At 38.2% G+C, this 25,082-nt stretch carries 25 protein-coding genes and 1 other annotated feature; of the genes, 19 read left to right on the forward strand and 6 right to left on the reverse strand.

Annotation, left to right across the window (positions count from 1 at the left end):
• Positions 1-162: 162 nt before the first annotated feature.
• From polA to thrS, 12 genes are all read left to right on the forward strand, one after another.
• On the forward strand, positions 163-2,787 hold the full coding sequence (gene polA, locus SLH51_RS03945; protein ID WP_335959279.1) for a DNA polymerase I: 2,625 nt from the start codon (positions 163-165) through the stop codon (positions 2,785-2,787).
• Positions 2,788-2,801: 14 nt separating this feature from the next.
• Entirely contained in the window at positions 2,802-3,626 is an 825-nt protein-coding gene (gene mutM / locus SLH51_RS03950; protein WP_335959282.1) for a DNA-formamidopyrimidine glycosylase, read from the forward strand.
• Positions 3,627-3,690: 64 nt separating this feature from the next.
• On the forward strand, positions 3,691-4,326 hold the full coding sequence (gene ytaF / locus SLH51_RS03955) for a sporulation membrane protein YtaF (RefSeq protein WP_335959284.1): 636 nt from the start codon (positions 3,691-3,693) through the stop codon (positions 4,324-4,326).
• Between the two features lie 201 nt (positions 4,327-4,527).
• Positions 4,528-5,124 carry a dephospho-CoA kinase gene (gene coaE, locus SLH51_RS03960; protein ID WP_335959286.1) on the forward strand — a complete coding sequence of 199 codons (597 nt, stop codon included), beginning with the start codon at positions 4,528-4,530 and terminating at the stop codon, positions 5,122-5,124.
• Between the two features lie 176 nt (positions 5,125-5,300).
• Positions 5,301-6,335: a glyceraldehyde-3-phosphate dehydrogenase gene (locus SLH51_RS03965; protein WP_335959287.1), complete on the forward strand. Its 1,035-nt coding sequence runs from the start codon at positions 5,301-5,303 to the stop codon at positions 6,333-6,335.
• A gap of 530 nt (positions 6,336-6,865) precedes the next feature.
• Positions 6,866-7,246, forward strand: coding sequence for an adenosylmethionine decarboxylase (gene speD, locus SLH51_RS03970; protein WP_335959288.1), 381 nt, complete (start codon positions 6,866-6,868; stop codon positions 7,244-7,246).
• A 298-nt stretch (positions 7,247-7,544) separates the two neighbouring features.
• Positions 7,545-8,000, forward strand: a complete 456-nt coding sequence (nrdR, locus tag SLH51_RS03975) for a transcriptional regulator NrdR (RefSeq protein ID WP_335959290.1) — start codon at positions 7,545-7,547, stop codon at positions 7,998-8,000.
• 113 nt (positions 8,001-8,113) lie between these two features.
• Positions 8,114-9,568, forward strand: coding sequence for a replication initiation and membrane attachment family protein (locus SLH51_RS03980; protein ID WP_335959292.1), 1,455 nt, complete (start codon positions 8,114-8,116; stop codon positions 9,566-9,568).
• A 2-nt stretch (positions 9,569-9,570) separates the two neighbouring features.
• Positions 9,571-10,497, forward strand: coding sequence for a primosomal protein DnaI (dnaI, locus tag SLH51_RS03985; protein ID WP_335959294.1), 927 nt, complete (start codon positions 9,571-9,573; stop codon positions 10,495-10,497).
• 102 nt (positions 10,498-10,599) lie between these two features.
• Complete coding sequence (gene mqnC / locus SLH51_RS03990) at positions 10,600-11,712, forward strand: cyclic dehypoxanthinyl futalosine synthase (RefSeq protein WP_335959296.1); 1,113 nt, start codon at positions 10,600-10,602, stop codon at positions 11,710-11,712.
• Positions 11,713-12,043: 331 nt separating this feature from the next.
• The gene (ytxC, locus tag SLH51_RS03995; RefSeq protein WP_335959297.1) at positions 12,044-12,904 is read left to right on the forward strand and encodes a putative sporulation protein YtxC; all 861 of its coding nucleotides are present in this window, start codon (positions 12,044-12,046) and stop codon (positions 12,902-12,904) included.
• Positions 12,905-13,321: 417 nt separating this feature from the next.
• On the forward strand, positions 13,322-15,253 hold the full coding sequence (gene thrS / locus SLH51_RS04000; RefSeq protein WP_335959298.1) for a threonine--tRNA ligase: 1,932 nt from the start codon (positions 13,322-13,324) through the stop codon (positions 15,251-15,253).
• 117 nt (positions 15,254-15,370) lie between these two features.
• Here thrS and SLH51_RS04005 read toward each other — a convergent pair whose 3' ends face one another.
• The gene (locus SLH51_RS04005; RefSeq protein ID WP_335959299.1) at positions 15,371-15,640 is read right to left on the reverse strand and encodes a hypothetical protein; all 270 of its coding nucleotides are present in this window, start codon (positions 15,638-15,640) and stop codon (positions 15,371-15,373) included.
• A gap of 220 nt (positions 15,641-15,860) precedes the next feature.
• Positions 15,861-15,987: a sequence feature (ribosomal protein L20 leader region), on the forward strand.
• Positions 15,988-16,081: 94 nt separating this feature from the next.
• Here SLH51_RS04005 and infC point away from each other — a divergent pair.
• The 5 genes from infC to SLH51_RS04030 all read left to right on the forward strand — a co-directional run bounded on the left by infC (position 16,082) and on the right by SLH51_RS04030 (position 18,338).
• Positions 16,082-16,585 carry a translation initiation factor IF-3 gene (infC, locus tag SLH51_RS04010; protein ID WP_335959301.1) on the forward strand — a complete coding sequence of 168 codons (504 nt, stop codon included), beginning with the start codon at positions 16,082-16,084 and terminating at the stop codon, positions 16,583-16,585.
• 39 nt (positions 16,586-16,624) lie between these two features.
• A complete protein-coding gene (rpmI, locus tag SLH51_RS04015) occupies positions 16,625-16,825 on the forward strand; it encodes a 50S ribosomal protein L35 (protein WP_332689724.1) in 201 nt (66 codons plus the stop codon).
• Positions 16,826-16,861: 36 nt separating this feature from the next.
• Complete coding sequence (rplT, locus tag SLH51_RS04020) at positions 16,862-17,221, forward strand: 50S ribosomal protein L20 (RefSeq protein ID WP_034750879.1); 360 nt, start codon at positions 16,862-16,864, stop codon at positions 17,219-17,221.
• A gap of 240 nt (positions 17,222-17,461) precedes the next feature.
• Complete coding sequence (locus SLH51_RS04025; RefSeq protein WP_335959484.1) at positions 17,462-17,734, forward strand: DUF1294 domain-containing protein; 273 nt, start codon at positions 17,462-17,464, stop codon at positions 17,732-17,734.
• 28 nt (positions 17,735-17,762) lie between these two features.
• Positions 17,763-18,338, forward strand: coding sequence for a TVP38/TMEM64 family protein (locus SLH51_RS04030; RefSeq protein WP_335959302.1), 576 nt, complete (start codon positions 17,763-17,765; stop codon positions 18,336-18,338).
• A gap of 89 nt (positions 18,339-18,427) precedes the next feature.
• Here SLH51_RS04030 and SLH51_RS04035 read toward each other — a convergent pair whose 3' ends face one another.
• A complete protein-coding gene (locus SLH51_RS04035) occupies positions 18,428-18,808 on the reverse strand; it encodes a sigma-w pathway protein ysdB (RefSeq protein WP_335959303.1) in 381 nt (126 codons plus the stop codon).
• A gap of 171 nt (positions 18,809-18,979) precedes the next feature.
• Between SLH51_RS04035 and SLH51_RS04040 the strand changes: the two genes are divergently transcribed.
• Both SLH51_RS04040 and SLH51_RS04045 read left to right on the forward strand, forming a co-directional pair.
• The gene (locus tag SLH51_RS04040) at positions 18,980-19,468 is read left to right on the forward strand and encodes a dUTP diphosphatase (RefSeq protein WP_335959304.1); all 489 of its coding nucleotides are present in this window, start codon (positions 18,980-18,982) and stop codon (positions 19,466-19,468) included.
• 81 nt (positions 19,469-19,549) lie between these two features.
• Positions 19,550-20,635: a M42 family metallopeptidase gene (locus SLH51_RS04045; RefSeq protein WP_335959306.1), complete on the forward strand. Its 1,086-nt coding sequence runs from the start codon at positions 19,550-19,552 to the stop codon at positions 20,633-20,635.
• 184 nt (positions 20,636-20,819) lie between these two features.
• Here SLH51_RS04045 and SLH51_RS04050 read toward each other — a convergent pair whose 3' ends face one another.
• The 4 genes from SLH51_RS04050 to sspI form a co-directional block, all read right to left on the reverse strand.
• Positions 20,820-22,163: a 2-hydroxycarboxylate transporter family protein gene (locus SLH51_RS04050; RefSeq protein WP_335959307.1), complete on the reverse strand. Its 1,344-nt coding sequence runs from the start codon at positions 22,161-22,163 to the stop codon at positions 20,820-20,822.
• Between the two features lie 234 nt (positions 22,164-22,397).
• On the reverse strand, positions 22,398-23,108 hold the full coding sequence (locus tag SLH51_RS04055) for a response regulator (RefSeq protein WP_335959308.1): 711 nt from the start codon (positions 23,106-23,108) through the stop codon (positions 22,398-22,400).
• Positions 23,095-24,705: a DcuS/MalK family sensor histidine kinase gene (gene dcuS, locus SLH51_RS04060; RefSeq protein ID WP_335959309.1), complete on the reverse strand. Its 1,611-nt coding sequence runs from the start codon at positions 24,703-24,705 to the stop codon at positions 23,095-23,097. Before dcuS ends, SLH51_RS04055 begins: the two co-directional genes overlap by 14 nt.
• Before the next feature lie 142 nt (positions 24,706-24,847).
• Positions 24,848-25,054: a small acid-soluble spore protein SspI gene (gene sspI, locus SLH51_RS04065; RefSeq protein WP_335959310.1), complete on the reverse strand. Its 207-nt coding sequence runs from the start codon at positions 25,052-25,054 to the stop codon at positions 24,848-24,850.
• Positions 25,055-25,082: the final 28 nt, after the last annotated feature.

Consider the following 25,082-nt stretch of genomic DNA (forward strand, 5'->3'; position numbering starts at 1 on the left):
GAAATTCAAGTATATAAAAAAATACCTGTAGATAAAACACTCTTTTTCAAGTGTCCTAACTACAGGTACCATATTATTTTGGGGCTCCCTTTTTTTCTCATTTTCGTGTCACTATGCTACAATAAAAGGAAGAATAATTTGGATGAAGAGGGGGGCTTTTAGTTGAAAAAGCTCGTATTGATAGATGGAAATAGCATTGCGTATCGTGCCTTTTTTGCTTTACCGTTATTGAATAATGACAAGGGTGTTTATACAAATGCAGTGTATGGTTTTACAACTATGCTATTGAAAATAATAGAGGAAGAAAAACCGACTCATATGTTAGTGGCATTCGATGCAGGAAAAACAACGTTTCGCCATAAGACTTTTGATGAATATAAAGGGGGGCGTCAGAAAACGCCACCAGAATTATCAGAACAATTTCCGTTAGTTCGAGAAATGCTTGATGCCTTTAATATTTCTCGTTTTGAAGTAGAGAATTATGAGGCTGATGATATTATCGGAACATTAGCTAAGGATGCTTCGGAAAAGGAATATGAAGTAAAGGTGTATTCTGGAGACAAAGATTTACTTCAGCTTGTGTCGGATAAAGTAACTGTCATTTTAACAAAAAAAGGAATTACAAATGTTGAAGCGTATGACGAAGCGTTAATTTCTGAAAAATACGGGATTACCCCTAAACAAATTATAGATATGAAAGGCTTAATGGGCGATAGTTCAGATAACATTCCAGGTGTACCTGGTGTTGGTGAAAAGACCGCACTTAAGCTATTAAAAGAGTTTGGTTCAGTTGAGCATGTATTGGATTCTATTGATCAAGTTTCAGGTAAAAAAATGAAAGAGAAGCTCGAGCAAAACCGTGAACAAGCAATTATGAGCAAAGAACTTGCCACGATTTATCTTGAGGTTCCATTTGAGACAGAATTAGATGATTTAAGCTTTGGCGATTATGACAAGCAAAAAGTTGTAGCAATTATGAAAGAACTTGAGTTTACATCGCTTGTTACGAAGTTTGATACAGAAGGTGCAAAAGCTCAGGAGCTTGATGAGATTACATATGAAGTATTAGAAACAATTGAGAAACGTCATCTTTCAGACGAAGCTGCGCTTATCGTTGAAGTGTTAAGTGAGAATTATCATCAAGCGAATATTGAAGGATTTGCAATTGTTAACGAGAAAGGTCGATTCTTTATTCAAACGGATCACGCACTAAACTCTAAAGATTTCGTTGATTGGTTAAAAGATGAATCAACAAAGATCGCAGTGTTTGATGCGAAGCGGGCTGTAGTTGCGTTAGGCTGGAAAGGGATTCTGTTAAATGGGGTGACCTTTGACTTGCAGATGGCCTCTTATTTACTAGATCCATCGTTGTCTTCTCATGAAATAAGTGATGTAGCTAAACGGAAAGACAAAGGTCAAGTTCAGGAAGATGAAGTGATTTATGGCAAGGGTGCAAAACAAAAAGTTCCCGAGCAAGAAAAGGTAGCAGAGCATTTAGTTCGAAAAGCAGATGCCTTGTATCAATTAAAGCCAGTTTTAGAGAAAGAACTGAAAGATAACTCGCAAGAAGAGCTGTTTCGCGAGCTTGAAATGCCACTATCTATCATTTTAGGGCGAATGGAAACAACAGGTGTGAAAGTAGACAAAGAACAGCTTGAAAACATGGGGACAGACCTCGAAGGTCGATTGCGCGATTTAGAGCAAAAAATTCATGAGTTAGCTGGAGGTACTTTCAATATTAATTCTCCAAAACAACTAGGGGAAGTATTATTCGAAAAATTAGAGCTACCACCTATTAAAAAAACAAAAACGGGTTATTCCACGTCTGCTGATGTGCTTGAAAAATTGGCCAAAGATCATGAAATTGTCGAGTATATTTTGCATTACAGACAACTAGGGAAACTAAACTCAACCTATATCGAAGGATTATTAAAAGTAACGAAAGAAGAAACAAACAAAATCCATACAAGATATAATCAAGCGCTAACGCAAACAGGACGGTTGAGTTCAACTGATCCAAACTTACAAAACATCCCGATTCGATTAGAAGAAGGGCGGAAAATTCGAAAGGCTTTTATCCCTTCTGAACCAGGGTGGAAGATGGTTGCAGCTGATTATTCACAAATTGAATTACGAGTCCTTGCTCATATTTCAGGTGATGAAAAGTTGATTGAAGCATTTCAGACGGATATGGATATTCATACGAAAACAGCAATGGATGTGTTTCATGTAAATAAGGAAGAGGTAACTTCAAATATGCGTCGGAGTGCAAAGGCGGTAAATTTTGGAATTGTGTATGGGATAAGCGACTTTGGCTTGTCACAAAGTCTTGGGATTACGAGAAAAGAAGCGGCACAATTTATTGAGCGTTATTTAGCAAGTTATCCAAAGGTCAAAGAATATATGGACAATATTATCGAAGACGCTCGGGAGAAGGGGTATGTATCCACTCTATTACAGCGCAGACGTTATTTGCCAGATCTTACAAGTAGAAATTTTAACAAGCGTAGTTTTGCTGAGCGAACCGCGATGAATACTCCAATCCAAGGGACAGCTGCGGATATCATTAAAAAAGCTATGGTGGAAATGTCTTCAAAATTAGAGGAAGAAAACTTGAAAAGCCGTATGCTCTTACAAGTCCATGATGAACTGATTTTTGAAGTACCAGTGGAAGAAATGGAGACAATGATGAAGCTTGTACCTGAAGTGATGGAGCAAGCGGTCAAATTAGACGTACCATTAAAAGCGGATGTCTCGTTTGGTGAGACTTGGTATGATGCGAAATAAGGAGCGAATAGAGTATGCCTGAATTACCCGAGGTTGAAACGGTAAGCAGAACATTACGACAATTGGTTATTGGAAAAACGATTGACTCTGTAGATGTCTTATGGGCTAACATTATCAAAAGACCTGATGATATTGAGCAATTTAAGTTAGAATTAATTGGACAAACAATTCATGAAGTGAATCGTCGAGGGAAATTTCTTCTATTTGTATTAGATGATGTGACAATGGTTTCACACCTGCGAATGGAAGGACGATATGGTCTCTTTCAACAAGGAGAGGAGCTTCCTGCTCATACTCATGTCATCTTTTCTTTTACTGATAAAACAGAGTTACGCTATCAAGATGTTCGAAAGTTTGGAACGATGCATATTTTTAAAAAAGGTACAGAAGATCAGATGATGCCTTTGTCTCAACTTGGGGTCGAACCGTTCTCAGACTCCTTCACCATTAATCTTATGCAGCAATCGTTTCAAAAAACAACACGAAACATTAAAGTCGTACTGTTAGACCAAAAAACAGTCGTAGGCCTAGGGAACATCTATGTTGATGAGGCGCTCTTTAAGGCTGGCATTCATCCAGAGCGGGCTGCATCCACGTTGACAGTAGAGGAATTAACACGTTTACATGAAGCCGTTGTAACGACATTGCAGCAAGCTATTGAACTCGGTGGAAGTTCCATTAAGTCCTATGTGAACGGTCAAGGTGAGATGGGAATGTTTCAGCAACAACTAACCGTTTACGGACGAAAAGGTGAACCGTGTATCGAATGCGGACAAGAAGTTTCAAAAACAGTTGTAGGGGGACGAGGTACACACTTCTGCAATAATTGTCAAAAATAAAGTACCATTGGATAGGCTCCTGCCATATACTATCTTATGTTTGAAAAGGAAGGAGCTTATCAAGATGGTTGAGATTCTCTCCTTATTGGCTATCGCCCTTGCTGTAAGTCTTGACAGTTTTGGTGTTGGCTTAACATATGGATTGCGGAAAATGATATTGCCTTGGCGATCGTTGCTTTTTATTGCAGGTTGTTCAGCTACATCCATTTTGGTTGCGATGTTTTTTGGTACCATTATTCAAACGTATTTGTCTCCACGTGTGGCAGAATCATTAGGTGGGATCATATTAATTATGATAGGGGCTTGGGCTTTGTATCAAGTGTATCGCCCTGCCAAAAATACGGTGAAGACAGAGGGTGATGAGATCATCCTTAATTTTGAGATTCGTGTATTAGGTGTTGTAATCCGCATTTTACGAAAGCCGATGGTAGCAGATATTGATAATTCGGGAACCATTACAGGACGTGAGGCTTTTTTGCTTGGAGTGGCACTATCATTGGATGCATTCGGGGCAGGTATCGGGGCCGCGTTAATTGGGTTTTCTCCTGTTTTGATGGCTATTAGTGTAGCGACAATGAGTGCATTATTTGTTACATTAGGCATGAAAAGTGGGAACCGTTTTGCTGATTCAGCTTGGATAAAGAAGTTTTCCTTTATTCCTGGTCTTTTATTAATGATAATAGGTGTATTCAGTTTATAGAGTTTTTTCGAAAAGGTTGCTTTTTACCTTTTCGAAAAAACTTGAAGCAATGAGCGAAGGCGCTACCATCTTTAAAGCCTTCTAGGAGTGATTTTCTCCTAGCAGGCGCGTAGCGGAGAAGCCATTGCCTATATAAAAAAGGTTGCTTTTTACCTTTTCGAAAAAACTTGAAAATGAGTACTGGTTAGGAGAGAGGATAAGATGTTCATAGGATTAACTGGCGGAATTGCAAGTGGAAAGTCGACTGTTAGTGAAATGATACAAACTAAAGGTATTCCTGTCATTGATGCTGATAAAATTGCACGGGAGGTTGTAGAGCCAGGTACAAAGGCTTTGCAAGCAATTACTGATCATTTTGGACAAGGTGTTATAAATCACGATGGGACGTTAGCGAGAAAAAAGTTAGGTTCGATCATTTTTGAAGACCCGAATGAACGCGACATATTAAATCAAATTGTTCATCCAGCCGTGCGAAATCGGATGGAGGAATTGAAAATAAAGGCGGTAAATGAGGGCGCTGAAACTATTGTTTATGATATCCCGTTGTTATTTGAGAGCAATTTGTTTCACTTAGTAGATAAAGTATTACTCGTATATGTTGATGAACAAACGCAATTATATAGGCTTCTTGAACGAGATCAAGCTGGGGTAGAAGATGCAAAGCAGCGAATTGCTTCTCAAATGTCTTTACTAAGCAAGCGAGAAAAAGCAGATGCTATTATTGATAATTCATTTACTTTAGAAGAAACGAAACAGCAACTCGATGCTATTCTAAAGAAGTGGTCGATAGAAAAGTGACCGATGTGATTCTGATTTTTAACCACGTATAAGGTTGAGAAGACGAATGACATAGGCACTTTTTTTATTTTTGATTTTATTACCAAAAAATTAATGTCCTCAACCTCTTAATGTGTTATACTAATTAATGAGAAAAGGTTAATAAGTATAACTTTATTGTGGAAGGAGTTATTCTAATGAAGGCGAAAGTTGCAATAAATGGTTTTGGTCGTATTGGTCGTATGGTCTTTAGAAAAGCAATACAAGAAGGAAAGGTCGACATAATTGCGATTAACGCAAGCTACCCTGCTGAAACATTAGCTCATTTAATTAAGTATGACAGTATTCACGGGGCATTTGGTTTTCCTGTTGAAGCGAAAGAGAATACTCTTGTCGTAGATGGCAAGGAAATATTACTGTTCCAATCACGAGACCCAAGGAACCTTCCGTGGGCAATGTTAGGGATCGATATAGTAATTGAAGCAACCGGAAAATTTAAATCAAAAGAGAAAGCGAGTTATCATCTTGAAGCAGGCGCTAAAAAAGTTGTTATTACGGCACCGGGAAAGGATGAAGATTTAACAATTGTCATGGGTGTGAATGATGGAGAATACATCAATGAACAACATCATATTCTGTCTAATGCCTCATGCACAACAAATTGTTTAGCACCTGTTGCAAAAATAATTGATGAAGAGTTTGGAATTGAAAGTGGTTTAATGACGACCGTACATGCTTATACAAATGATCAAAAAAATATTGATAATCCTCATAAAGATTTGCGTAGGGCTAGAGCATGCGGTCAATCGATTATTCCTACTTCAACAGGAGCTGCTAAGGCTATAGCAAAAGTTCTTCCTCAACTAGAAGGAAAGTTAAATGGTATGGCCTTACGTGTACCAACACCGAACGTGTCACTTGTTGACTTTGTTGTCAATTTGAAAAAGGATGTGTCAGTAGAAGAGGTTAACCGTGTCCTTGAATTGGCATCTACGAAATCACTAAAAGGCATTCTTGGTTTTACTTATGATCCACTTGTGTCCATTGACTTTAATGGTAATGAACATTCTTCAATTATTGACGGTTTATCTACTATGGTAATAAATAGACGGCAAGTAAAAGTATTAGCATGGTACGATAATGAGTGGGGGTATTCCTGCCGAGTTGTGGACTTGATGAATCTAGTCGCTAATAAGTTACATGAGACGAGTAAAATCCACTCAGCTTCTTGAATAAAACAAAGCAATCCAGAGCGTGGGGAAACCTACGCTTTTTTTTAGTGGACCTTAACAATAGTAAGTGCTAATGTACAATTCTGTATAGTGTTTGTTTCGTTGTGAAATCCTAAAATCAATTGTTGTTCAAATAAGAAAAAAGTTTGATTGCGTCAATAGACGGGTGCAACTTTTTAAAGAAGTGAAATAAGTTATTGTTTGGATGGGCTGCAAAGATCGAGTGCAACATCGATGCAAACATAGGGGATTGGAAGATAAGCAGTAGCAATAAACACCTATGCATTAGCATGTGAAAGGAAGATATTATGGTCCCTTATGAATAAGTTGTCCAAAAAAAATTCTTGGGACTGTTGCAATCAAATTGTAAACAAAGTATACTGATTTTCGTGAACTTCAATTAAAGCAAATCAGGAGTTGTTTTTTTGCAGAAAGGGTTAGGACCTCTCTGGACTAACTTTCCCCCGTGTAATAAAACATTCCTACATGCTTGAGAAGGCATGAATTTTTTGTAAAGGGGGATTCAACTTATGGACACTATGGGTCGTCACGTAATTTCAGAATTATGGGGATGTAACGTGGAGAAGTTGAATAATATGAGTTTTATTGAACAAGTATTTGTCGATGCTGCGTTAAAGTCAGGAGCTGAGGTAAGAGAGGTAGCTTTTCACAAGTTTGCTCCTCATGGAGTAAGTGGAGTTGTTATTATCTCAGAATCTCATTTAACGATTCACAGCTTCCCTGAACATGGTTATGCAAGTATTGATGTGTATACTTGTGGAGACCTTGATCCGAATGTTGCTGCCAATTACATCGCTGAGCAATTAAGTGCAAAATCAAGCGAGGTTATTGAAGTACCTAGAGGTATGGGACCAGTGAAAATTCCGAAATCAAAAGTTCAAGCGCTATAACTGAAAATTTAAGAGGTTGACTCTACAAGCATCTATTATTTGGCATTTACAACATATGAGACTTAGGTTTTGTATAAAAATGTTAATAGAATGGATGTTTAGGAGTCAGCCTCTTTTTGTGTTCATTTTTTTGTGGAAAATTGCTTTTATAAAATGTCAGTATGATATGATATACATATACAAAAACGGATGAAGGACTGACAAATAGTGTTTATCTTGTCAGACCTCTTTCTATATCTTAAAATAAATATAAGAAAAATGAACGAATGAGTACGATACGGAAAGTGGAGATGATCTAATGTTATGTCCTGCTTGTCATCATAATGGAACTCGAGTACTTGATTCAAGGCCTAGTCATGAAGGACGTTCTATCCGTCGGAGGAGAGAATGTGAAGAGTGTAGCCATCGCTTTACGACGTTTGAAATGGTAGAAGAAATTCCGCTAATTGTTGTAAAAAAAGATGGTACCCGTCAAGAGTTTACTCGAGAAAAGATATTACGAGGATTAATTCGAGCGTGTGAAAAGAGACCTGTTCCACTTGAAACCCTTGAAAAAATTGTCAATGGGGTTGAACGTGAGTTACGTGGATTAGGGAAAAATGAGATTAACAGTCAAGATGTTGGCGAGCTTGTAATGGAGAGGCTAGCAGATATTGATGATGTTGCATATGTAAGGTTTGCTTCCGTTTATCGTCAATTTAAAGATATTAATGTATTTATAAAAGAATTAACGGAACTAATGAATAAGAATTAGTGAATAATAGAGCTTAAGCGATCATCGCTGCAAGCTCTTTTTACTTGAGCAATGAAATGATGCTAAGCTGAATTCTAGTGCTTTTGCCAAAAAAGATTGTGGAGGTGAGTGTAATGACATGGCATTGGAAAGAATTACTACCTGTTGATCGTTTTTCTGTTCGGACAAGTAATCATATAACAGATATTGACCGACGTACGTTAACATTGTTATATCAACCACTTACAGGCGCTATGGCTCATAGTCTGTACGTAACCATGCTGTCTCAACTTGAACATGATCAATACTGGAGCAATGAACAAACACACAGGCAATTAATGTTACTCTTAGGTGTGTCACTTGAAGTTATATATGAAGAACGAAAGAAACTTGAAGGAATCGGTCTATTAAAGACGTTTAAACGTAAGGACGAAAGTGGAGGAACAACATATTTATATGAACTACAACCTCCTATGACTCCGAAACAATTTTTCGAAAATGATGTTTTAAGTGTGTATCTATTTAACCGCCTTGGGAAAACGCACTATCGTCAATTGCGCGAACGATTTACACTTGATAAGCTTGATCACGAGCAGTATGACGAACTGACATATGCCTTTGACGAAGTGTACGTGTCCTTACACCATTCAGAGATGGTATCGAATCTGCAATCAGAAACAGAAAACGCATTAAAGGTGCGGCGTAATCAAGAACTAATTCAGGAGAATGGTTCAAGTGAATTTATATTTCAACAATTTGATTTTGACCTTCTTGAAAAAAGCTTATCGACATTTATTGTCCCTTCAGATGTCTTAACAGTGGAAGTGAGAAAAACAATTAGCAGGCTAGCGTTTGTGTATAAGATTGAACCGCTTGAAATGAGTAGTATCGTTCAGCAAGCCCTTCTACATGATGATAAGTTAGATTTAAGCGAATTAAGAAAAAAGACACAAGAGTGGTATAAGGTAGAGCACGGAAATGAACCACCAGGTTTAGGACTGCAAAAACAACCTGCAAAATATCAGACGATGATTGGAAAGGAGCCAGAGACAGAGGAAGAGCGTACAATTAAGTTTTATGAAACAACGCCTCCTTTAACCTTACTTGAGATCCGTTCGGATGGCTCTAAGGTTCCTGTGGCTGATGTGAAAATCATCGAATCGTTACTGATTGACCATCAGTTGCTTCCTGGTGTTGCAAATGTTTTGCTTGAATTTATGCTCTATAGTCAAGATATGAAATTATCAAAGGCGTTAATTGATAAGATTGCCGGTCACTGGTCTAGAAAAAAAGTACAAACGGTTAAAGAAGCGATGCAACTAGCGAAGCAGGAACAACGGAAATCAAAAGAGATAGCCAATAAAGTGAAAGCTCCATCTTCTATGAAAAGAAGTGGGCAACGAAAGCAACAACAAAAGCGAGATAAACTACCGAAATGGTTGGTAGCAGAGAAAGAAAACAAGATGGAGGAAGGCCCATCTCAAAAGCCAATCGAATCGAAAAAAATAGATACTCATCAAAATGAGAAAAGTTTTGATCAAATGCTCAAAGAACTACGAAAAAGCAAGGTAGAGAAAGGGGAGGGGTAAGCATGGAATCAATTCAATCGGCGTTAAAACAATGGACGAAAGATAATAAGCTCGAGCAACGTTTACATGACGCTAGAAAAACATTATTAGCTGACCCATTAGTAAATAACGCTCTTGAGGGTGAGCCAGTAACCGATGATATTCTTGACCAAGGCTTGATTAAATTATATGAATTTCAAAAAGAGCGGCAAAACTGTGAGAGTTGTCCAGGATTAGCAGCCTGTCCAAATATGATGAAAGGCTACCAGCCAGAAATCATTCTCACAAGAAGAGCGCTTGACCTAGAGTATCATTCTTGTTCATTAAAGAAAAATGAAGAAAATGCTCGTAAGCAACGTCAGCTCATTAAATCGCTTTATGTTCCAAGAGATATATTGGATGCTACATTTGAGAAGTTAGATCGGGATCACGAACGTGAAGAGGCGAGCCGAAAAGCATTAGCATTCGCTGTGAATGCAATGCCTGGAAGTGACGGCCAAGGCCTATATTTTTATGGTCGATTTGGTGTAGGAAAAACACATCTAATGGGTGCGATTGCAAATGAGTTACGTGATCGGAATATTGAATCATATATTGTGTACACACCAGATTTCTTTAGAGAAATGAAGCAATCGATAGGAGATGGTACATTTCAGGAAAAAATAGATATGGTAAAACGCGCTCAAGTGCTAATTCTTGATGATATTGGAGCAGAAACAATTTCAGGCTGGATAAGAGATGATGTATTAGGCGCAATATTGCAACATCGCATGCTTGAAAAGTTACCGACCTTGTTTACATCCAATTATGATTATGATGAACTTGAAGAACACTTAGCGTATTCTGAACGTGGCGGGATTGAAGAATTAAAAGCCAAACGAATTATGGAGAGAATTAAACATTTTACGACCTTCGTAACCGTTGATGGAGCAAATCGACGTTCAAGATAGATTGCTTGAAGTTTATTCCAAAAGCAGAGTGATTGCTTTGCGCAAAGAGATAACTATGATAGGATGAGAGTATCATATATTGATTATTGCGGAGGGTACAACATGAGCATTGATGCTATATTAGAACGTGCGGTGAATGGTGAACGATTGTCAATGGATGATGCCGTTGCTCTATATGAAAGTGATGAAGTGGAGAAAATGGGGGAAGCTGCCAATAAAATTATGTTGAAATGGCATCCTGAACCGATTACGACTTTTGTTATTGGTCGTAATGTAAACTACACGAATTTTTGTGATACGTATTGCCGTTTTTGTGCGTTTTACCGTGCTCCAGGTCACAATGAGGGATACGTTCTTAAAGATGAAGAAATCTTTAAGAAAATAGAAGAGACACTTGCCGTTGATGGTACTGAGATTTTGATGCAAGGTGGTACGAATCCAAACTTGCCACTTAATTATTACACAGACCTCCTTCGAGAAATTAAAAAGCGTTATCCTTCAATTTGGATGCACTCTTTTTCTCCTGCAGAGATTTGGAAAATTGTAGAGGTTTCTGGTCTATCTGTTGAGGATGTGCTACGTGAATTGCACGTTGCTGGTTTAGATAGTATGCCCGGTGGTGGTGCTGAAATTCTTACAGAAGAAACGCGTCTGCGAGTCAGTCGATTGAAAATCACATGGGAACAATGGATTGATGCTATGAAAGCATCAAAACGTGTTGGAATGCACGGATCAGCTACAATGGTGATTGGCTTTGGTGAATCATTTGAAGAGCGTGCACTTCACTTGCAACGAATCCGAGATGCTCAAGATGAAACGGAATGTTTTACAGCATTTATTTCATGGTTGTTCCAGCCGGAGAATACTGGAATGTATAAAACTAAGAAACTTACATCTCGTGATTATTTAAAAAATGTAGCAATCTCTAGGTTGTTCCTTGATAACATTCCTAACTTCCAATCATCATGGGTGACAATGGGACCTGAAGTTGGGAAGTTATCCCTTCAGTACGGTTGTAATGACTTTGGTAGTACGATGATGGAGGAAAATGTTGTCTCAGCTGCCGGGACCACTCATAAGGTAAACACAAATGAAATTCTTCGTTTGATCCGTGAAGCTGGCAAAATACCAGCACAACGCGATACAAAGTATGGAATTTTACGCGTGTTTGATGATGAAGAAACAGCAGCAAAAGATTTTATCATGCAAAATTAGAGTTAGAAATAGATTCGGGTCTGTCCTCATTGGAGGTACAGACCCTTTTTGTATTGGCTGAGACCAGAGCCAGAGGCAGAAAGACCAAGAAAGGTAAGGGGCGGAACAGAACTAGTTGAACCGAAAAAAGCGACTGGGATCCCACTCTTATTAAGATTTCAGTATTAAAAAAGATGATAATAAAAAGATTGCTAGCTTCTTACTTTTAAAATTTATTTTCTAATCATGTTTTTAAAAACCAAACATAGGATGAAAGTAGAGCCTGTCTGAAATGGACGACAAGAATGATATGCCAATAGAGGTGTTTGTAATATGTAAGGGGGAGTAAGCGTTGATAGCAATCCATTTTGAACAAGAGCATGATTGTAAACAGCTGTTTTCTCAGCTGAAACTGTATATTCAAAAGTACGCTGCGTACGGCTTAGGTGGAATCGTACGGGCAGAAGGCGACGACACGATTATTCTCAACTATGAACACAAGTATATTAACTTCTATGATTCGTTTCACCCTTTGCTTTCTTCGGTTTTAACTGATTATGTTATTAGTACGAAAGAAGATGAATGGTTATTAGATATTATTGAAAATATGTTTTATTTTACGGATGAAGAAGAACAAGAGCAGATTTTAACTGTTGCCCGTTCCATACTAGAAGGGGATCGTAATGATTTACCTCAAATGAAGCCATTTTTTAATCGTAGGGAATTTATTTATCATGCTTTTTCCAATCACCTAGAAGAAGAGACGACGTTTTATTATGAACCATTCTTAACATTTCGATTACGTGATTATGGTGAAATGTTGATTGACTGTGTGGAGATTGCTATTGATGAGTATATGCTTGAACAAGAGTATCAGAATATGATAGAAGATTTTCGCCAATTTGTTCAATCAAAACGTTCGAAGCTTGATATGGTGTATGTTGTTCATGATGGATCGTTTACTTTTTACGATGAACATTTCCGGAGAATGACCCGAGAAGAACTTCTCTTTCATTTACAAGACGATTTGGTGTTTGAACAAGAAGTCGATGTGGAGGATATGGTTATAAGCCCGCTCGTTAGTATGGTGCCGAACCGTGTCCATGTTTTTTCGGATGATCCAGATCATGGGGTCATTTTATCGATTCAAGCCATTTTTCAAGAGAGAATGAAGCTGTTTCCGTTAAAAGCATATGAACAGGAATGGAGCTAACTTTTCATTGCCTCTTGATTTTCTGATCAAGCCTCCCTATAATACTACATATCATAGTCAAACAAGTAAGAGTCTTGATGAGGACATGAGGCGCTCGTATCGGTTGTCAGAGAGGGAAGCATTTGCTGAGAGCTTCCTAACTAGAATGGCGTTCTTACCACCTCTGAACTGCGGCAGGGAAACATTTTGCATGGACTATCTGACGCCGGTTAACAGCCGTTATGTTGTATCTTGAGGAGACAGACATAAAAGTCAGTCTTAAACAAGGGTGGAACCACGAACTACACTCGTCCCTTCTATATGGAGGGATGGGTGTTTTTTTATTATTTTGAGTTTGTTTGCTTTTATGCGATAACCTCAGACCGCAACGAGCGCAGCCGTTGCGAATTTGTAACGAGAAAGAAGGAGTGGATAAGTATGGCCGATTTGAAAATTACGTTTCCAGATGGAGCAGTTAAAGAATTTCCAAGTGGAACAACAACAGAAGACATTGCAGCATCAATTAGTCCAGGATTAAAGAAGAAGGCAATTGCTGGTAAATTAAATGATACATTGCTTGATCTACGTACACCGATTACAGAGGATGGAACGATTGCTATTGTGACCTCTGATTCTGACGAAGCTTTAGAAATCGTTCGTCACAGTACAGCTCACGTGATGGCACAAGCGATCAAACGTCTTTATAAAAATGTGAAACTAGGGGTGGGACCTGTAATTGAAGGTGGCTTCTATTATGACATTGATTCAGAAGAGTCCCTGACACCAGAGGATTTGCCAAAGATTGAAAAGGAAATGAAGCGTATTATTTCTGAAAACCTTGAAGTAAAACGTATGGAAGTTACTCGTGAAGAAGCAATCCAACAATACAAAGAAATAGGAGATGGGTATAAGCTTGAGTTAATCGAAGCCATCCCTGAAGGCGAAATGTTAACAATCTATGAGCAAGGTGAATTCTTTGATCTTTGTCGTGGGGTGCATATTCCATCAACAAATAAAATCAAAGAATTTAAACTATTAAGTTTAGCAGGTGCGTATTGGCGCGGGGATAGTAAAAACAAAATGCTCCAACGTATATACGGGACAGCGTTCTTTAACAAAGAGGATTTAAAAGAGCACCTTCGCTTGCTAGAAGAAGCAAAAGAACGTGATCACCGTAAGCTTGGAAAAGAACTTGGCATTTTTGCGCTTTCGCAAAAAGTTGGACAAGGTCTGCCCCTTTGGTTACCAAAAGGAGCAACCGTTCGTCGTATTATTGAACGTTACATTGTTGATAAAGAAGAAAGACTTGGCTATCAACATGTGTACACGCCAATACTCGGAAGCTCTGAATTATATAAAACATCAGGACATTGGGATCATTATAAAGATGACATGTTCCCTGTTATGGAACGAGATAATGAAGAATTCGTTTTACGTCCGATGAACTGTCCACATCACATGATGGTGTACAAACAAGACATGCGAAGTTATCGTCAACTACCACTTCGAATTGCGGAGCTTGGGATGATGCATCGTTATGAAATGTCTGGGGCGGTATCTGGACTTCAACGTGTACGTGGGATGACGCTAAATGATGCTCATATTTTCTGTCGTCCTGATCAAATCAAAGATGAATTTATCCGTGTTGTTCGTCTAATCCAAGAAGTTTATAATGACTTCGGAATTGATAAATACAAATTCCGTCTGTCTTATCGTGATCCGGAAGATACAGAAAAGTACTTTGATGATGATGAAATGTGGAATAAAGCTCAAAGTATGCTAAAAGATGCGATGAATGAACTTGAAGGAATTGAGTACTTTGAAGCAGAAGGGGAAGCTGCCTTCTACGGTCCAAAGCTTGACGTTCAAGTCAAAACAGCTCTAGGAAAAGAGGAGACGCTCTCAACTGTACAATTAGACTTTTTATTACCGGAACGTTTTGATTTAACATATGTGGGAGAAGACGGACAGCAACATCGGCCAGTCGTGGTTCACCGTGGGGTCGTTTCAACGATGGAACGTTTTGTCGCGTTTTTACTTGAAGAATACAAAGGGGCATTCCCAACATGGTTAGCACCTATTCAAGCGCAAATTATTCCTGTTTCAAATGATGTTCATCTAGAATATGCGAAAAAGGTTCAAGAAAGCCTACAACTAGTTGGTGTACGGGTTGAAATTGATGAGCGTGAAGAAAAATTAGGGTACAAAATACGTGAAGCGCAAATGCAGAAGATCCCGTATATGCTTGTACTAGGTGATAAAGAAATGGAAGCTTCAGCTGTTAATATTCGAAAATATGGCGAGCAAGATTCTGAGTCCGTATCGTTAGAGTCGTTTGTAGAGCAAATGAAGTTAGAAGCACGAAAATAAAAGAGCGACCTCAAAAAGGTGAAAAGTAACCTTTTTGAGGTGATCAATTCGTAGCGAAAGACTGGCAATGGATCCGCACGCTGCGCGTCCACTAGGAGAAGAGCACTCCTAGTGGACTTAAAAGAAAGCAGCGGCTCCACTGATTGCTAAGACAGCCTCAAAAAGGGAAAAAGCGACCTGTTTGAGGTGATCAATTCGTAGCGGAAAGACTGGCAATGGATCCGCACGCTGCGCGTTCACTAGGAGAAGAGCACTCCTAGTGAACTTAAAAGAAAGCAGCGGCTCACTGATTGCTAAGACAGCCTCAAAAAGGGAAAAAGCGACCTGTTTGAGGTGATCAATTCGTAGCGGAAAGACTGGCAATGGATCCGCACGCTGCGAGTTCACTAGGAGAAGAGCACTCCTAGTGGACTTAAAAGAAAGCAGCGGCTCCACTCATTGCAAGAGAGACCTCAAAAAGGAGAAAACAACCTTTTTGAGGTCTCTCTTAAATTAATGATTGCATTCACAGAAGTTTACGGTTAGAATAATTAAGTCGGCCACTAAAGAGTTGACGCCTTTCAATGGTTATGGTATAGTCACTTAGTAAACAATTTAACATTGGAAACAAAGCAAGCAGAAGCGCCCGCTTCTCACCTGATTGACGCATTAGCAGTTTACAGGTATGAATCAGTTTCATTTGAAGAACAAATGGACAAAGTGTGGGCGCAATACGCCCACACTTTTTTTGTACTTGAAGAAGGTGCATGAAAGCTATGAAAATAGCCATGCGAGACTTTGCTTTGATTCGTTAAAATCCTTTGGAGGTGGCTCATTATTAGTAAAGACATGTTGGTCAATGAAGGGATTCGTGCACGTGAAGTACGTCTTATTGGAGCGAACGGCGATCAAGTCGGCGTTAAATCTAAACAAGAAGCACTTGAGATGGCACAAAACGTCAACCTTGACTTAGTATGTGTTGCTCCAACTGCGAAACCGCCTGTGTGTCGTATTATGGACTACGGAAAATTCCGTTATGAGCAACAAAAGAAAGACAAAGAAGCTCGTAAGAAACAAAAGATTATCAACGTGAAAGAGGTTCGTCTGAGCCCGAATATCGAGGATAATGATTTTAATACGAAGCTTCGTAATGCTCGAAAGTTCCTTGAAAAAGGAGATAAAGTAAAAGCTGCGATCCGCTTTCGTGGACGTGCCATTACTCATTCTCAAATTGGACGGAAAGTTTTAGAGCGTCTTGCAAAAGAATGTGAAGATATTGCAACGGTTGAATCAATGCCTAAGATGGAAGGTCGTAGCATGTTTCTTATCTTAGCTCCTAAAACTGAAAAGTAATATCTTTGCTTGAACAAGATAAAAGGGAGGACCTGAGTTATGCCAAAAATGAAAACTCACCGTGGAGCAGCTAAGCGTTTCAAGAAGACTGGATCTGGAAAGCTTAAACGTTCACACGCATTTACTAGTCACTTATTCGGTAACAAGTCAACAAAGCAAAAGCGTAAGTTACGCAAAGCTGGAATGGTTCATTCTGGTGACTTCAAACGCATTCGTCAAATGTTAACGTACAAAAAATAATTGATTTCGTTTTGAAAGAAAAAGGAGGGAACTTCGATGCCAAGAGTAAAAGGCGGTTATGTCGCTCGTCGTCGTCGTAAGAAGGTATTAAAGTTAGCTAAAGGGTATTACGGTTCTAAACATACATTATTTAAATCAGCGCAAGGACAGGTAATGAAATCTTTACTATACGCTTACCGCGATCGTCGCAACAAGAAGCGTGACTTCCGTAAGCTATGGATTACTCGTATCAATGCAGCTGCACGTATGAACGGTCTTTCTTATAGCCGTTTCATGCACGGGTTGAAGCTTGCTGATATCAATGTTAACCGTAAAATGCTTGCTGAACTTGCTGTTACTGACGAACAGTCATTTGCACAACTTGCTGAAAAAGCAAAAGCAAGTCTTAATGCATAACAATAAAAAGCGCGGCTTATGTCGCGTTTTTTTTTATTTTTAAAAATGATGTTTAAGAGAACTTATTTCGCTATTTATTAAAAGATTACTAAACTCATGCCAGTTCAAGTATGATTGTGCTATTCTAAAAGCAAAGAAAAGAATACATTTAGTCAAAGTAAACTCTTAATGCAAAACTTAGTTTATTAGATTTACTATTGAGATGTTGCTCATTCTAGTATTTTGTGGCATTAATTGGAGGTGTTAATAATAATCCTAATCATCTGTATTATTATAATAAATATACTAGCTTTTATTGTAATGGGAGTGGACAAGGACAGAGCGAAACGACGCGAGAGAAGAGTACCAGAACGAAGCTTGTTTATGTTCGCCGTCATTGGTGGGAGTTTGGGAATATATGCTGGAATGAAAACATTCCGACATAAAACAAAGCACAAAAGCTTTACTATTGGAATTCCGTTAATATTTATAGCGCAATTGACCGTAGTTGTCTTCATCTTATTATCTAGTTAAGCATAGAGTAGAGAGAGGGGGACTTGAAATGGAGGAGTTATTAGAGCGTTCATTCTTATTTATTGAACAAAGTGGTTGGTTTGCTCCGTTGTTTTTTGTCTTGCTCCACGTGTTTAGGCAAGTACTTTTCATTCCCGTATTACTTATTTGCTTACTGGGAGGTTACTTGTTTGGAACATTATACGGATCGCTTTATTCAATCTTTGGACTTACTGCTGTCAGTCTTGTCTTTTATGGACTTATTCAAATTCTTCCTAGCATGAAAGATAAACTAACTGCGCTGAAGCAACGATTTTTAAAAGGCAAACATCAGTTAACATTGCCACAAATGATGATAATGAGACTAATGCCTTTTATTCATTTTCATCTTGTTTCGTTATATTTAATAGAGTCAACAAAAAATGTAAAAGAATATACGAAATATTCTTTTCTTGTAAGTATTCCTCCAGCTGTCGTTTACACGGCTTTTGGAGACATGATTCATGAACTTCCCCTAGCGGGAACGGTTGTCTTTGCCATATTTTTATCTCTTTTGTTTCTGTTCTTCCGAAAGAAACGAACTAATATTAGGTGGGATGAATTCTTCTCTCCGAAGAATTCATAAAAAAGATGATGAGTCACGATGCTCATCATCTTTTTTGTAAGCAGCAAAAGATACGCATGACCTATTATTGTCATGCGTTGAACTCAACATTATTTTCGTAACAGCTCTTTTATTGGACTTTTCCATTCTACTTTAGCGTTTGGATAACGTAAATGAATATCATCGGCTATAAAATGAAAGTCTTCCTTATTTAAGCCAGTTAACTGATCTGTGTGTTTTGCCCAAACGTAAATGGAAATAATCTCAAACGATTGGTCGGTCGTACCTAGATATTTTTCTCCCTCAAACATGACTCCTTTGTACGTAATAAGAAAATTTTTCCGTACATCTTTATCATCATCGTAAAAATAAAATTGCTTGCGGTCATGAGCTTGTTCTAGTTTGCGCCTAGGGTGGAATAAATACTTAAAAGCTGTGTATGCAAGCACAATAAGAGCAACTAATAGCAATAATCGAAATAAAATTACCATAATATATATTTCCTCCTTATGAGGTAACTAGTGTTCGATTTGATTAATTAAATTTTGACACAGTTTTATAAAAAAAGTAAAGCTCTCTTATTGTTTTACGAATGAGTTATCGTTTGGTTGCGTGAATTTGAAAAAAAAATTGTTATAATTAATAAGTAAAGGAGTGAATAGATGAATATTCAAGTATTATTTACGATTCAAAAGCAGCTGAATGATCGAATTGTAGAAGAACATCAGCTGAAGGAACAAGATTTATTTAAAGAAAAACTGCTCGCTTTTCTAGTGGAGGTAGGAGAACTTGCGAATGAAACGAGATGCTTCAAATATTGGAGTCGGAAATCTTCATCTGAACGTTCTGTTATATTGGAAGAGTATGTAGATGGTTTGCATTTTGTGTTAACACTAGGATTATCACTTGGCTTTGAAAATATAAAGTTGAATGATTCTGGCAACTTAGATCAATCAGTAACCAAACAGTTTCTTCTCATTATGAAACAAACACATCAACTTGATATGCATCGAACGAAAGACCAATATCAACAATTGGTGGATTCATTTCTTCAATTGGGAAATCAACTTGGTTTTTCTCATGCTGAAATCGAAGAATCCTATTTACACAAAAATAAAGTGAATCATCAACGTCAAGATGAAGGGTACTAGTAGAATTTCTGTTAGTTTATTTGAGTAGTGAAATCGTTTTCTGTATACTTAAATTGTAGGATATTGGAGGAGGGTATACATATGTCAAATCTTGATGAACGACTGCAAATGCTAAAAGACTTAACAGATGCCAATGGTGTTCCAGGAAATGAACGCGAAGTACGTGAGGTCATGACGAAGTATATTACGCCGTTTGCTGATGAAGTAACAACAGACAAGCTTGGAAGTCTCGTTGCGAAGAAAACAGGGAAGGCTGATGGACCTAAAATCATGGTAGCTGGTCACCTAGATGAAATTGGTTTCATGGTAACAAGTATTGATGATAAAGGGTTCTTACGCTTTCAAACAGTTGGTGGTTGGTGGGAGCAAGTAATGCTTGCTCAACGTGTGACAATTATAACGAGAAAAGGGAATGTTCCTGGTGTAATCGGTTCAAAGCCACCTCACATTCTTGCTCCTGAAGCACGTAAAAAGCCAGTCGATAAAAAAGATATGTTTATTGATATCGGTGCTACAAGCAAAGAAGAAGCAATGGAATTTGGAGTGCGTCCTGGTGATTCTGTCGTACCTGTTTGCGAATTTACTGTAATGAAAAACGAAAAGCTTCTAATGGCAAAAGCATGGGATAACCGCATTGGTTGTGCCATTGCTATTGATGTATTACGTGAATTACAGGGAGTCGATCATCCGAACACGGTGTATGGAGTCGGAACGGTACAAGAAGAAGTAGGGCTTCGAGGGGCCAGAACGTCCGCTCATTTAATTAAGCCGGATATTGGATTTGGAGTTGATGTAGGAATTGCAGGCGATACACCTGGTGTTACCGAGAAAGAAGCTCTCGCCAAAATGGGAGATGGTCCACAAATCGTTCTATACGACGCATCGATGATTTCTCATAAAGGATTACGTGATTTTGTCACAGACACGGCAGATGAACATAATATTCCTTACCAATTTGATTCAATGGCAGGAGGAGGTACAGACTCAGGTGCAATTCACTTAACGGCCAACGGAGTTCCTGCATTATCCATTACAGTTGCTACACGATACATTCATACACACGCAGCCATGCTACACCGCGATGATTACGAAAATACAGTAAAGCTGATCGTCGAAGTAATTAAAAAGCTCGATAAAGAAACAGTTGAAAAGATTACGTTTAACTAAAGAGGTAGAACCAAAAGGGTGGTTTTCCCTTTTGGTTCTACCTCGCAGCAATGAGCGGAACCGCTGCAAGGTTTTAAGCCAGTTAGGAGTGGGTTTCTCCTAACAGGCGCGCTAGTTGAGAGAAGCCATTGCAATTCCAAAAAAGAGAACTCAGACAGGCTGAGTTCTCTTTTTTCTAATTCACCTAAAGTAGCATTGGAATAAGGATACCTGCAAGTAATAGAATTAACGCTCCGCCTAAACGTGAAGAAATTTGAGCAAATGGCATTAACTCCATTCTTCTTGCTGCAGATAAAACAGCAACGTCTCCTGTACCTCCCATGTTAGCCATGCAAAGACCAGCAGTAATAGCTGATTCGATTGGGTATAAACCAACCATTCGTCCAACTACAGCAGAACCAATAACAGCTCCGAGTACTACTGAGAATACAATAACGATATATTGTAAGCTAAGTGCTTGGATGACAGCATTAAGGTCCGTATAAGCAATTCCGATTCCAATTAATAGAGCAAACGTCCACGTTTTAGCAACAAATTGATACCATTGATTGGCACCTTCTTCGACGACTTTAGGAAGTAGATTTAAAATTTTCACAACTGCAACCAAGACAATCATCAATGCGTAAGGATGTAAAGGGATAAACATGCCTAAAATTTGTCCAGCTACAAAAAATGTTAAGGCAGCAAGGAGACCAGCTCCCATTTTTTCAAGACTTAATTTTAATTCCTTATCTTTTTCAAGCGAGAAGCCTTTCATAATTTGTCCATTCCCAGTTAATGAAGGCTTTTTGTTTCCTAATACATTTAATAGACTAGCAAAAATAATCGCGAATACATTACCGAGTGCGAGGGCAGGAACAAGTAAAGAAATATAATAACCAGGATCATTGCCCATTAACTCTGAATAAATTTGGGACATCGGAACCGCACCAGCCCCCATACCGCCTCCCATAATTGGAACTGCGATAATAAGTACAGCTTCAAGAAAATCCCACCCAACAAGAAAACCAGCGATACCAGCGAGTAACATAGCGCCTGTTACACTTGCAAGAAGTGGAAGAATAAATCTAGAACCTGCTTGAATTAATGTTTTTGAATTCATTCCAAGAATACTCCCAGTAATAAGTGCAGCGATATAAAAATTCAGAAATTCTCCGCCTTGCATAAAATTAGTAATCATTGTAATGGTTGTCTCAGGCAATAAACCAGCATAAACCATGTAAGCGGCGCCAAAAATAGCAATAATCGCTCCGCCACCAAAGTAACTTTTTACGATAGGTGTATGGTTACCGATCCAACCGAGCAATTCACCTAAAACAATCATAATAATTAAACTACCAATCATGCCACCTGGTAAGCTGCCAGTATACATGGACGTTAAAGAGATTGCTGCAAAAATAAGGAACCAAGGGAACGGTGTTCCAACAAGAGATAAAGGTTGCTTTTGATTCGGAATAGATGGTTGTGTTTGTTTCTGGATTTTCTTTGGTGTTAGTTCATGTTCTACTTTTCGAATAGGTTGACTCATTGTTTTCTCCTCCAGTACGCATAGTTTAGAAAACGCTTTCTTTTTTGATTGTCTCTTTACTTTCTTGACTCAAATTAATGAGATAGTCAAGGGTAATCCTGATTACGCGATCAATTGTTGAACATTCAGAAATATTGCTTACTAATCATTGTAAAGAAACATAACAATTTAGAAAGGTTAATAAACTTTAATAATCATTAAGTAATTAAAAAAAGTAGGTGATCACAATATCACCTACAGAAAGCGCCGAAGCAAATTTTCATTTTTTGAATGGTAAGTATAGTAAAAGACAGGCCTTCCAACTGAACCATAGCTGACCTCTTTAGATAAAACATCGATCTCATCTAAAAAATGTAAATATTTGCGCATAGAAACACGAGACATACCAATCTCATTAGCTAACTGATCAGTTGTAAAGTCACCAGATATTGTTTCAATTTTATCAATTACAATTTGTAATGTTGCCCTCGTTAAGCCTTTCGGTAAAGAAGAATGTTTTTCTATTAGAGTCCGGTTTAAAAGGAGTTGGTCTACTTCTGCTTGATTAAATGACTGCTTTTCTTTCTCCGCGGTAGTTCGTTCTCGGTAGGTAGTTAATGCTTGATAAAATCGTTGGAATTCAAATGGTTTTATTAAATAATCAACCGCTCCGTAGCGTAGTGCTTTCTTTATACTGTCAGCATCTCTAGCTGCAGAAATCACAATAATGTCTAATAAGCTTCCGCTTTTCCTTATTTTTTCAATTAACTCCAATCCGGTACTTCCTGGCATATAAATATCAAGTAAGAGAAGGTCAAGTGTTTCATCCTGAAGATATGTGAAGGCGTTATCCGCTGAGTGAATAATTCGAACTAAATGAAAGCCATCTATTTGTTCTAAATAACGTTTATTAAATTCTGCTACCATCGGATCATCTTCTACGATCATTACATTAATCAATGTCATCCCCCTTAGATGGATAAGGTAAGCAAACGATTACTGTTGTCCCTTCCTCCTTTTTGGAATCAATGGATATTTGTCCATTTAAACGAGTTACACTTTGTTTAATTAAATAAAGCCCAAGTCCTCGGTTTTCTCCTTTTGTAGAAAATCCTTTTTTGAAAACTTTTGCCTGTAACCGTGGATCGATCCCACTTCCAGAATCAGAGACGGTTATCTCTAGGGTTTGTTCTTTTTCTTTGTAGATGAGAGTTACTTTTACAATTTTTTCATGCTGTTTTTCGATGGCTTGCAAAGAGTTGTCGATTAAGTTTCCTACTATTTTAATCACTTCGTGTGTCAATTCGGCTTGTTGTGGCTTAGGTAAGACTGTTTCTTGAACTAGCAGTAAATTACACCCATTTTCCCTCGCATAACTCATCTTTCCTAATAAAAAACCAGCTAATACAGGGTCCTTTATAAGTTGAGAGACAAATCCAACTTCTTGTTGGTAACTATTCGTTAAGTTCATAATATAGGGAGGAATCTCCTCTATTGCTTTTAAATGAACCATGCCCATTATAACATGTAACTTATTCATAAATTCATGAGTTTGCGCACGGAGAGCATTCGCATAAGACTTCACACCAGATAATTGTTCAGCTAGCATTTTAATCTCTGTTTTGTCTCGAAATGTTGATACGACACCAACAAGTTGTTGATTAACATACAGAGGGGTACTATTAATAACAATCGTTACACCGTTTAAGTCCATTTCATAATCGAAGGTTGGTTCACCTGAGTTAAGCACTTGAACAACAATAGGCATGTAGTGTTCGATTGGCTCACCAAGTACTTTCGTCTGAACTCGAGCTTTAGAAAATAATTGATTAGCTTGAGCATTCGCTAAGGTGATTTGCCCATATTGATTAACTGTTAGGATTCCTTCTCTTGTTGATTCTAGCATGGCGTTTTGTTCTTCTAGCATTTGGGCAATTGTTGCTGGCTCTAATCCGAATAAAATACGTTTAATTCTTTTTGCTAAAAGAGTAGCTCCTAAGATTCCAATAAGGAGGCCGACTACCATTCCTATGTATAAGATACTTCGATTCTTTCCGGTTGCCTGAGCAACGCTTTCGATAGCAATTCCGACTGCAACTGCCCCAAGTTGGTTTCCTGTTTCATCATATAAAGGAGCGAACGCACGCAGTGAACGCCCAAGGGTTCCTTGTGAGATTGATATATGTTCATTGCCTTCTAATGCAAAGATCTCATCTCCACCGACAAAAGGTTCTCCAATTTTACTACGGTCAGGATGGGATTGGCGGATCCCATTCATATCTAAAACAACAATAAAGTCAACAAATGTTAGTGTTCTTAGCTCTTCTACATAGTCTTGGATCTCTTCTTTAGGTCGTTCATTTTTCATAGCTGAAATGATGTAGGGAGAGTGTGCGACCGTTCTTGCAACGGTCATCGCTTTTTCTCCTTCAGATTCCCTTGTTGTTTCTGTTAGTTTAATTCCAATTAATAAATGAGTAACAATTAAGACGACAAGTACAACACTGCAAACGAGTAAAATGATTGTTGTTTGCAAGCGTAATCCTTTTTTCCGTTTGTTCAAACTATCGCTCCAATCGTTTTTAATTACAATGTACCATAAGAACGTAAGTAAAGATAAGGTCTTCTGTAGAGCTTAAATGAAGAATTTATTTTGAACAGAAAAAAAGCATGAGAAGCGCATAGCACTACTCATGCTTTTCTATTTACTGTAAACCTTGACTGATTTGCTGGCATACTTCGTCTTTTTGTTGCTCGCTAGCATTTTTCCAAAATACTTCAAACATAACACCTAAGCCTGGAAGCATCTTTTCTTCACCTCTTTGAACAGCATCAACAATCGTTGCTTCCACTTCTTGTTCTGAGTTTCCTTGAATGTTGGACATAATTGCCCCGCGTAAATTAAATCCCATGTTGTTACACTCCTTTTTGGATGATAAT

It is taken from the genome of Halalkalibacter kiskunsagensis (genome assembly GCF_037027555.1).
Taxonomy (GTDB): Bacteria; Bacillota; Bacilli; order Bacillales; family Bacillaceae_D; genus Halalkalibacter; species Halalkalibacter kiskunsagensis.